Source organism: Pseudomonas sp. CNPSo 3701 (assembly GCF_028674975.1).
In the GTDB taxonomy this organism is placed as follows: domain Bacteria; phylum Pseudomonadota; class Gammaproteobacteria; order Pseudomonadales; family Pseudomonadaceae; genus Aquipseudomonas; species Aquipseudomonas straminea.
This window is the reverse complement of sequence record NZ_JAQZSI010000008.1, coordinates 371,762-381,413: the sequence shown is the minus strand read 5'-3', so window position 1 is coordinate 381,413 and position 9,652 is coordinate 371,762. Positions and strand designations below refer to the sequence as shown.

The 9,652-nt window shown below is 64.5% G+C and carries 6 protein-coding genes and 1 tRNA gene; 5 read left to right on the top strand and 2 right to left on the bottom strand.

The genetic code is table 11. The features are described from left to right. Positions 1 to 398 precede the first annotated feature (398 nt). Positions 399 to 1,229, bottom strand: coding sequence for a DUF1206 domain-containing protein (locus tag PVA39_RS21715; RefSeq protein ID WP_274125806.1), 831 nt, complete (start codon positions 1,227 to 1,229; stop codon positions 399 to 401). A gap of 390 nt (positions 1,230 to 1,619) precedes the next feature. Beyond that, positions 1,620 to 1,696, bottom strand: a tRNA-Arg gene (locus PVA39_RS21710). A 346-nt stretch (positions 1,697 to 2,042) separates the two neighbouring features. On the opposite strand from PVA39_RS21710, the gene gabD reads away from it, so the two are divergent. From gabD to PVA39_RS21685, 5 genes are all read left to right on the top strand, one after another. Continuing rightward, entirely contained in the window at positions 2,043 to 3,491 is a 1,449-nt protein-coding gene (gene gabD, locus PVA39_RS21705) for an NADP-dependent succinate-semialdehyde dehydrogenase (RefSeq protein WP_147178109.1), read from the top strand. A 151-nt stretch (positions 3,492 to 3,642) separates the two neighbouring features. Next, complete coding sequence (gabT, locus tag PVA39_RS21700) at positions 3,643 to 4,923, top strand: 4-aminobutyrate--2-oxoglutarate transaminase (protein WP_274125805.1); 1,281 nt, start codon at positions 3,643 to 3,645, stop codon at positions 4,921 to 4,923. Between the two features lie 168 nt (positions 4,924 to 5,091). Next, positions 5,092 to 6,309, top strand: coding sequence for an HDOD domain-containing protein (locus PVA39_RS21695; protein ID WP_274125804.1), 1,218 nt, complete (start codon positions 5,092 to 5,094; stop codon positions 6,307 to 6,309). Between the two features lie 202 nt (positions 6,310 to 6,511). Then, positions 6,512 to 7,588 carry an FAD-dependent oxidoreductase gene (locus PVA39_RS21690; protein WP_147178103.1) on the top strand — a complete coding sequence of 359 codons (1,077 nt, stop codon included), beginning with the start codon at positions 6,512 to 6,514 and terminating at the stop codon, positions 7,586 to 7,588. Between the two features lie 173 nt (positions 7,589 to 7,761). Continuing rightward, entirely contained in the window at positions 7,762 to 9,324 is a 1,563-nt protein-coding gene (locus PVA39_RS21685) for a methyl-accepting chemotaxis protein (protein ID WP_274125803.1), read from the top strand. Positions 9,325 to 9,652: the final 328 nt, after the last annotated feature.

The following is a 9,652-nucleotide window of genomic DNA, read 5'->3' as shown; positions in this document are numbered from 1 at the left end:
CACGCTGACCTGGGTTTCGCTTCGCTCTACCGCAGGCTACGTAAGAGGCAGCCGTAAAGGCCGTACCGTAGCGATAAGTTGCTAGAGGTAAGTAGCCTGAACCTGACCTGGGTTTCGCTTCGCTCAACCGCAGGCTACGAAAGGGGGACGCGTCTGCCGCCCTACGGTGCTGAGGGCTCTTGTAGCCTGGGTTAGCCGAAGGCGTAACCCGGGGAGCTGGTGCGAGTTTGTCGCCATGCCCAAATGACCTACCTGGCATGGACCACGCCAGCCGAGCATATCAATGCCCATGATGATCTTGGCTCAGAAACAACAAAGCCCGCATAGCGCGGGCTTTGTTGTTTCTAACTCTGCTGTTTCATCTGCATTTCCAATAGAGATGGTGTCGAGCGTACAGCTCAGTCAAAGACTGCCGCCGTATCGATACGCCGCCAGATCGCTTCGGCAAAGCTGTATAGCGCAAAAGCGATCAGTCCCAGGCCAATCAACCCCAGCCAGAAGGTGCCATACGGCAATGACTGCAGGGCGTTCAGTGCGTCTTCCAAGCCTGGTGGCTTGGTCGGCTCATAGCGCGCACCGCCGCTGAAGAGCATGCCGGCCACCACGAGAAAAGAAACGCCTCGGGCAATGAGGCCTACCTTGGAGATGGGTGTTACCCAGCGCATGACGTCATCGGAGGCGCCGAAGTACTTTTCGAACTTGGCTTTCCAGCCCTTGATGATATGTGCGATGCCGACCCCCAGCGGCACCAGGGCCACAAGGTAAACCAGATAGTTCGAGTACTTCCAGCCCAGCATGCCAGAGAGAAAGTCTTCGCCGCCCCCACTGCCCCCCGAAGACTCGCCGAGCGAACTACCCAGCAGACCCAGCGTGAACAAGGTCAGCAGGCCATAGCTGATGGCGGCGCCCACCAGGCCTGCACGCGCGGCGAGCCCCTTGGCGTCGGTGCCGTGATCTTCCGGATCGGTAATGGCCTGAGTCATTCGCCAGACGGCATAGGCGAAAAGTCCCGCCACCATTATCCAGAGCAGGGTCTCGCCAAAAGGTTGCTCCAGCAATGTCGAGATAGCACCTTTGGTGCCGACAGTTTCACCGCTGCCCTTGGCGGCGAAGAGAGCGAAAGCGCCGATGATCAGATACACCACGCCGCGTGCCGCATAGCCTGTCCGAGCAAGCCAGACGATGCCTTGCGAGAGTTCGCCCTTGGCGTGTATGGCTGGGTTGTACATAGCGAGAGTCCTGAATGGCTGAGGTCGATAGCAATGCAGTGGACACTCACCGAAGGATCGCGGTTTAGATTGATTGGTCAACGATTTGAGAGGCCGAGGCCAAAGCGCCGAGAGAATTTTCAGAGCTGCACTATTGGCTTGAATGAGCCGTCGTCGAGCATGTTTCACCCGGTGTATTTTTTTTATAAGGCAGAGAGGCGCTGTTATAGGAGAAAAACGGCGAGGTTTATGAAGTGCAGGTGTTGAATGCGAAATGCCTGCGAGACAAGTCCGCATCTGATGGACCGTTCAGCACAGAATTGAACGAGCGCTAGAAACGACAAAGCCCGCACATGGCGGGCTTCGTGTTGCGTTTCCCAGTCACCTGAAGAGTGAAGGAAAGCAGCGAGATGGCGCACTCGGCGGGATTCGAACCCACGACCCCTGCCTTCGGAGGGCAGTACTCTATCCAGCTGAGCTACGAGTGCGTTGCGGGGCGCAATCATACGCATGTCGCTGGCGTGCGTCCATGCTGCGCGAGGTGCTCGTTTGGCCAGTGATCGCCACAGGTTTGGGCTATAAACAAAGACGGCCCTGCTCCCGCTCATCTGCAGCTGTTAATTTTCTCGAACGGCCTATTGCCCTTTGGTCGAGCTGATCTTACGATTTGTTTGATATTTCAAACGATGGTGTTGCCCAGCTGAACTCACGGCGGCGCACTCCGTTCGAATTTGCAGGCCGCAGCTAGCCTGTCGCTCCAACCCATGCCTGGGTTCGCTCCCAGCTTCTTTCGTCATCTCCTGGCGCCGTGGTGCCGGGATAGAGGAGATCGCCATGCAATTGAAAGACGCGCAACTGTTCCGCCAGCAGGCTTTCGTCAACGGCGCCTGGGCTGATGCCGATAGCGGCCAGACCATCAAGGTGACCAACCCGGCCACTGGCGAAGTAATCGGTAGCGTGCCGAAGATGGGCGCTGCCGAAACCCGCCGCGCCATCGAAGCCGCCGACAAGGCCCTGCCGGCCTGGCGTGCGCTGACCGCCAAGGAGCGTTCGGCCAAGCTGCGTCGCTGGTACGAGCTGATGCTGGAGAACCAGGACGACCTGGCGCGCCTGATGACCATCGAACAGGGCAAGCCGCTGGCCGAAGCCAAGGGCGAGATCGCCTACGCCGCCTCGTTCATCGAGTGGTTCGCCGAAGAAGCCAAGCGCGTGTATGGCGACACCATTCCGGGCCACCAGGCCGACAAGCGCCTGATCGTCATCAAGCAGCCGATCGGTGTCACCGCGGCCATCACCCCGTGGAACTTCCCGGCGGCAATGATCACCCGCAAGGCCGGCCCGGCCCTAGCCGCTGGCTGCACCATGGTGCTCAAGCCGGCTTCGCAGACGCCGTACTCCGCCCTGGCCCTGGCCGAGCTGGCGACCCGTGCCGGCATCCCGGCTGGCGTGTTCAGCGTGGTGACTGGCAGCGCCGGTGAAGTGGGCGGCGAGCTGACCGGCAACCCGATCGTGCGCAAGCTGTCGTTCACTGGCTCGACCGAGATCGGTCGCCAGCTGATGGCCGAGTGCGCTCAGGACATCAAGAAGGTATCCCTGGAGCTGGGCGGCAACGCGCCCTTCATCGTGTTCGACGACGCAGACCTGGACAAGGCCATCGAAGGCGCGATCATCTCCAAGTACCGCAACAACGGCCAGACCTGCGTGTGCGCCAACCGCATCTACGTGCAGGACGGCGTCTACGATGCCTTCGCCGAGAAGCTCAAGGTCGCGGTCGAGAAGCTGAAGATCGGCAACGGCCTGGAAGACGGCACCACCACTGGCCCGCTGATCGACGAGAAGGCCGTGGCCAAGGTCAAGGAGCACATCGAGGACGCCGTTTCCAAAGGCGCCAAGATCCTCTCCGGCGGCAAGACCCACGCCCTGGGCGGCACCTTCTTCGAGCCGACCATTCTGGCCGACGTGCCGAAGAACGCGCTGGTCTCCAAGGACGAAACCTTCGGCCCGCTGGCGCCGCTGTTCCGTTTCAAGGACGAAGCCGAAGTGATCGCCATGGCCAACGACACCGAGTTCGGCCTGGCCTCCTACTTTTATGCCCGTGACCTCTCCCGCGTGTTCCGCGTGGCCGAGGCGCTGGAATACGGTATGGTCGGGATCAACACCGGCCTGATCTCCAACGAAGTGGCGCCATTCGGCGGCATCAAGGCCTCGGGCCTGGGTCGTGAAGGCTCCAAGTACGGCATCGAGGATTACCTGGAAATCAAGTACCTCTGCCTGAGCATTTAAGACTGATCGACCTGCGCCGCTGCGGCGGCGCAACACACGTTTCTCCCTGTATCCCGCAAGGCCCGGCAGTCGATCATCGCATGCTGTCGTGGCTGCAGCGGGATGCGTCATCCTTGAACCACACCGACGATGAGCGGTGAATGAGGAAGCCATGAGCAAGACCAACGAATCCCTGCTGCAACGCCGCCAGGCCGCCGTACCGCGCGGTGTCGGCCAGATCCACCCGATCGTCGCCGAGCGCGCCGAGAACGCCACCGTGTGGGACGTCGAGGGCCGCGAGTACATCGATTTCGCCGGCGGTATCGCCGTACTGAACACCGGTCACCTGCACCCGAAAGTGGTGGCCGCCGTTCAGGAACAGCTGACCAAGCTGACTCACACCTGCTTCCAGGTGCTGGCCTACGAGCCCTACATCGAGCTGTGCGAAGAAATCGCCAAGCGCGTACCGGGCGACTTCGCCAAGAAGACCCTGCTGGTCACCTCCGGCTCTGAAGCCGTCGAGAACGCCGTGAAGATCGCCCGTGCCGCTACCGGCCGTGCTGGCGTGATCGCCTTCACGGGTGCCTACCACGGCCGTACCATGATGACCCTGTCGCTGACCGGCAAGGTCGTGCCGTACTCCGCCGGCATGGGCCTGATGCCTGCTGGCGTGTACCGTGCCGTCGCTCCGTGCGAACTGCATGGCGTGAGCGAAGACGAATCCATCGCCAGCATCGAGCGCATCTTCAAGAACGATGCCCAGCCGCAGGACATCGCCGCGATCATCATCGAGCCGGTACAGGGCGAAGGCGGTTTCTACGTCAACTCGCCAGCCTTCATGCAGCGCCTGCGCGCCCTGTGCGACCAGCACGGCATCCTGCTGATCGCTGACGAAGTGCAGACCGGCGCGGGTCGTACCGGCACCTTCTTTGCCACCGAGCAACTCGGCGTGGTGCCGGACCTGACCACCTTCGCCAAGTCCGTGGGCGGCGGCTTCCCGATCTCCGGCGTCAGCGGCAAGGCCGAGATCATGGACAAGATCGCCCCCGGTGGCCTGGGCGGCACCTATGCCGGCAGCCCGATCGCCTGCGCCGCGGCCCTGGCCGTACTCAAGGTGTTCGACGAAGAGAGGCTGCTGGATCGCTCCAACGCCGTTGGCGAGAAGCTCAAGGCTGGTCTGCGTGACATCGCCGCCAAGCACAAGGTGATCGGCGACGTGCGCGGCCTGGGTTCGATGGTCGCCATCGAGCTGTTCGAAGGCGGCGACCACAGCAAGCCGGCTGCCGAACTGACCGGCAAGATCGTCGCCAAGGCGCGGGAGAAGGGCCTGATTCTGCTCTCGTGCGGCACCTACTACAACGTGGTGCGCTTCCTGATGCCGGTCACCATCCCGGACGCCCAGCTGGAAAAAGGTATCGCCATCGTGGCCGAGTGCTTCGACGAACTGGCGTAAGCCACGCCGTTGAAAAAGGACCCGCTTCGGCGGGTCTTTTTTTGTCTGCTGTTTCGTCGCGTTATATGGCGTGGCCGGTAGCTACATCATTGATCCCGGTACGTTAGGGCTGCCGCGGTCTTGTCTATACTGCGGCGTTTTCCTGTGTTGATGTTCCGAGGTTTTCTGATGGCTGAAGCGGTACCCGCTCCAGAAGTGCTGATCGCCGATACCGACCCCTGGGCGGCGGATCTGCTCGAACAACTGGTGCTCGACGTGCGGTGCGACGCCGTGGTGATTCGCGTCGCCGACGGCCAGGCGGCCATGGCGCGCTGCAAGCGCCGCCTGCCTGAACTGGTGATCGCCGACAGCGAACTGCCGGGCGTCGATGGCCTCGAGCTGCTACGCCAGCTACGTCGTCATCCGCGTACGCCGGCGCTGCCATTCATCCTGATCAGCGGGCGTCTGGATGCCAACAGCGTGCGCGCCGCCAAGCCGCTGGCACCTAGCGCCTACCTGGCCAAACCCTTCAATGCCGAGGCGCTGCGCAAGCGCTTGGCCAGCCTGCTGCTCGCCGACGGGGAAGAATTGCTGTGCCCGATTCGCCCGCTGCTGGTGAACCGGCTGGAGGATTACCTGGACGCCATGCGTGAAGAAGGCCAGGGCGCGCCGCTGCTGGCCTCGGTGCGCGACTCGGTCAGCCAGTACCTGAACAGCAGCGAGCCGAGCCTGCGCGAGCTGGAGCAGGTGTTCGCACGCGACCCGCAGATCACCGCCTGCCTGATCGCCGCGGCCAACAGCGCTGCCCATCACAACGGCTCGCCCTGTCAGACCCTGGCCCAGGCATTGCCGCGCCTGGGCGTGGCACGCACCCTGAACTTGGTACTGGGGCTTTCCGTGCAGCGCAATGCGCGGCTCAGCGACCCGCGTCTGGCCGAGCGCGGCGTGCGTACCTGGGTGGCGGCCCAGCGCAGCGCCGAGGTCGCCCATTGGCTGGCCAGCGAGCTGTCGCTGGATGCCGAGCTCTGCTACACCGCTGGCCTGCTGCACAACATCGGTGAGCTGGCCTTGCTGCGCTGCATGCAGGACTGGCAGGACGCCGGCGGCAGCCTGAGCGACGCGCAGATCGACCAGGCCATCGGCCAGCGTGCTGCCGGTTTCGGTTCGGCCTTGCGCATCCGCTGGCGCCTGCCGTTCGGCCTGCGTGAGTTGGTGGCCGCCTATTACAGCCTGAACAGCGGCGTGTTTTCCCGTGAGGCGCTGGTGCTCAATCTGGCCGGGCAGGTGCTGGCGCTGGAGCAGACGCAACGGCCTAGCGAGCAGCTTCGCGATGCCCGCTGCGTACGCTTGCTGCGCATCGATCCAGGTTTGCTCGAGCGGCTGCCGGCGCAGGCCTCGGCGGCCTGACAGGCAGGTAATAACCGCAGCAGAAATGTGTCGAAAACCCGCCGCAAGCGTCTCTTTATTTGCTCGAAGCGGCCTGCTGCCGCCATGCTCTGCCAACCCCATCGGCAGCGGGATCATTGCGCGGCTATTTCGGTCAAAGCTCGCTGTGCATGCCCGCAAGCGGCTGCAAATCGCTCCCAGGTTCTCAAGGATATCGGTGTAGATGACTGACTATGATCTGTTGCTGGTAGGCGCAGGCCCGGCCCATCTCGGGGTTCTGCGACGCTGGGCGCTGATCGAGCGGCCGGCGGGCCGTATCGCCCTGCTGGCCAGTGCTGAGCACACCTGGCACGCCGGCATGTTGCCGGGGCTGGTCGGTGGCCGCTATTCGCCGGAGGATTGCCAGATCGGCCTGGGCGCGCTGTGCAAGGCCGCGCAGGTCGAGCTGATCGTCGCCCCCGTTGCCGCGCTGGACGCCGCGACACGTCAGCTGACGCTGGCCGATGACCGGGTGCTGCAGGGCAACTGGCTGTCGCTCAACGTCGGTGACCGGGTCGCCTGTCCACCACGCGAGGGCGAGGGAATGGACGTGCTGGCGGTGAAACCCGTGGATCACTTCATCACCGGCTGGCAGGCCTGGCAGCGCGACCCGCAGCCGTTGGCAATCCTCGGCGGCGGCGTGGCGGGTGTGGAGATGGCCCTGGCGCTCGCCGACCAGGTACCGCAGCTGGCGCTGTTCTGCGGTGAGCCGCTGTTGGCCGGGCACTGCGCCGGCTTGCGCATGCGCGCCTGGGGCCATCTGCGCATGCGCCGCGTGCAGGTGCGCGAGCATTGCCCGATCAGCCGCATCGACGGCAACTGCCTGATCAGCGGTGAGGCGTCCGTGTGGCATGGCAGCCGCCTGTTGCTGGCCAGTGGCGCCCAGGCGCTGCCGTGGATCGCCGCCAGCGGCCTGAGCTGCGATGGCGACGGTTTCGTGCACACCGCCCTGACGCTGCAAAGTCATTCCCACCCGCAGGTCTTCGCCGTGGGCGATTGCGCCAACCTACCCGGCGTGCGCAAGAGCGGTTTGTATTCGATGCGCCAGGTACCGGTGCTCGCCGCCAACCTGGCGGCGGCCCTGCGCGGCGGCGCGCTGCGTGACTACAAGGCACGTGGCCAACGCCCCTTGCTGTTGGCCAGCGGTGACGGCGGCGCGCTGCTGGGCTGGCAGCAGTGGAGCGCCGGCGGCCAGCTTTACGGGCGCTGCAAGGACTACTTCGACCGCTCCTTCGTCAAACGCCACCGTCTCGAACGCTGAGCGCCCCAGTCGCTTTGCTACCAAAGTGCCATGGCGCGGCGCATCATGGGGTGGTCAACTGACCGGATTGGTTTTTCGGCCTACGGATTTGTCCCGTGCGGTCGATCTACTGAACACGGGCCGCTAGAGCCTATCGCTCGCATCACCCCACAATAAGAAAGACGAGGTTCGCCATGGACGCTGGAATTACTCGTGACCGGCTCGCGCTGGCCCTGCACGTGGTCGGCCTGCTGGCGCTGCTGCTGGTGTGGCAGCAGATGCAGATGCCGGTCTATGTCGGCGTGATCGCCTTGCTGGCCTTGGCGCTGTGGCCCTGGTTCGGCCCCTGGCGGCGCCCGGCCACGGTAGCCGCTGCCACTCCAGCGGCCTCGCTGGATGCGCTCAGCCAGAGCCTGTCGCAACACACCTGTCATAACGCGCTGTCCGCCGCCCAGGTGGCGTTCACCGTGCAGCAACTGGCTGGTCGCCTGCAGTCGCAGCTGGCGGCGGTCGAGCAGATCAGCGAAGGCGCCCACGCCGTGACCCGCACCGAGCAGAGCAACGCCGAGCGGGCTGGCCAGACCCTAGGTGCCGCGCAGACGGTGCGCGCCAGCAGCGCCAGCGGCCAGACCGAGCTGCAGCAGGCCATCGGTCGCATGCAGCAGCTCAGCGCCCAGGCTGCCGCCAGCCGCGAATTGATCGACGGCCTTGGCGCGCGGACCGAGCAGATCGAACAAGTCACCCAGGTCATCCAGTCCATCGCCAGCCAGACCAACCTGCTGGCGCTCAATGCCGCCATCGAGGCCGCGCGCGCCGGTGAGCAGGGGCGCGGGTTCGCGGTGGTCGCCGACGAAGTGCGCAGCCTGGCTGGGCGTACCGCCAGTGCTACCGGTGAAGTGGGGCAGATGGTCGCCGACATCCGCCAGCAGAGTGCGGCGGTGGTCAGCCATATCCAGCAGCAGGCCGAGGAGCTGGAAGCGGCCGCCCGGCAGATCGAGTTCACTGGCGAGCAATTGCGCGGCATCGCCGACCTGGCCGCCGATGTCGATGCTCAGGTCGAGCAGATCAGCGCCGGTACGGCGAGCAACCACGGGCACCTGGCCGAGCTGCTGGTGGCGGTCGAGCAACTGCGCGGCGACGTGCGCAGCAGCGAAGACCAGACCCGCCAGTTGGGCAAGGCCGCCGAGCAATTGGTCGGCCAGGCGGAAAGCGTCAGCGAGCAGCTGGCCAGCGTCGGGCTCGACGACTATCACCAACGCATCTACGACCTGGCACTGGAGGGTGCCGCCGCGATAGGCCGGCAGTTCGAGGCCGACATCCAGGCCGGGCGCATCAGCCTCGCGGATCTGTTCGACCGCCAGTACCAGCCGATCCCCGACAGCTTCCCGGCCAAATTCCGCACGCGCTTCGACAGCTACGCCGATGGCGTGCTGCCGGCCATTCAGGAACCGCTGCTCAAGCGCCACGAAGGCCTGGTGTTCGCCATCGCCACCACGCCGGAAGGCTACGTGCCGACCCACAATCAGGCCTTCAACCATCCGCCCACTGGCGATCGCGCCGTGGACACCGTGAAAAGCCGCAGCAAGCGGCTGTTCAACGACCGCACCGGCATTCGCTGCGGCAGTCACCAACAGCGCGTGCTGCTGCAGACCTATATGCGCGACACCGGCGAACTGATGCACGACTTGTCGGTGCCGATCCATGTGCAGGGCAAGCATTGGGGCGGCTTGCGGTTGGGTTACAAGCCGGAGCCGTGAGCGCGATTGTTTAGCCGCTGGCTACCTGAAGGTGTGCCAATAACGATTTAACCTGACTGTCGCGGCGTGCGAGCCTCGCGGGCATGTCTATTCCGGTCTGCAGCCTTGCCCACGCTCTTGCCCTGCCAGCCTTGCGCTCGCGGGGACGGGCGCCCGAACCCACGGCGCTGCCGCAGATCCTCGCCTTCTGGGCGCTCTGGCATTGCCGCCACGCCCGCCCGCCGGACGCTCTCTCCGCCCGCTGAATCCGATGGCTGCGCCATGTCCGCAGCCGCTGATACCCATTTGTCTGCCTGTGCGCCGGTTCGAACAGCGAGCCGGCCGTGCG

Excerpts from the sequence above, each read along its gene's own strand:
- PVA39_RS21695 (WP_274125804.1), top strand. The coding sequence starts at position 5,092 with ATGGCTGAAGCGGTACCCGCTCCAGAAGTGCTGATCGCCGATACCGAC.
- gabT (WP_274125805.1), top strand. The coding sequence starts at position 3,643 with ATGAGCAAGACCAACGAATCCCTGCTGCAACGCCGCCAGGCCGCCGTA.
- PVA39_RS21685 (WP_274125803.1), top strand. The coding sequence starts at position 7,762 with ATGGACGCTGGAATTACTCGTGACCGGCTCGCGCTGGCCCTGCACGTG.
- PVA39_RS21690 (WP_147178103.1), top strand. The coding sequence starts at position 6,512 with ATGACTGACTATGATCTGTTGCTGGTAGGCGCAGGCCCGGCCCATCTC.
- gabD (WP_147178109.1), top strand. The coding sequence starts at position 2,043 with ATGCAATTGAAAGACGCGCAACTGTTCCGCCAGCAGGCTTTCGTCAAC.
- PVA39_RS21715 (WP_274125806.1), bottom strand. The coding sequence starts at position 1,229 with ATGTACAACCCAGCCATACACGCCAAGGGCGAACTCTCGCAAGGCATC.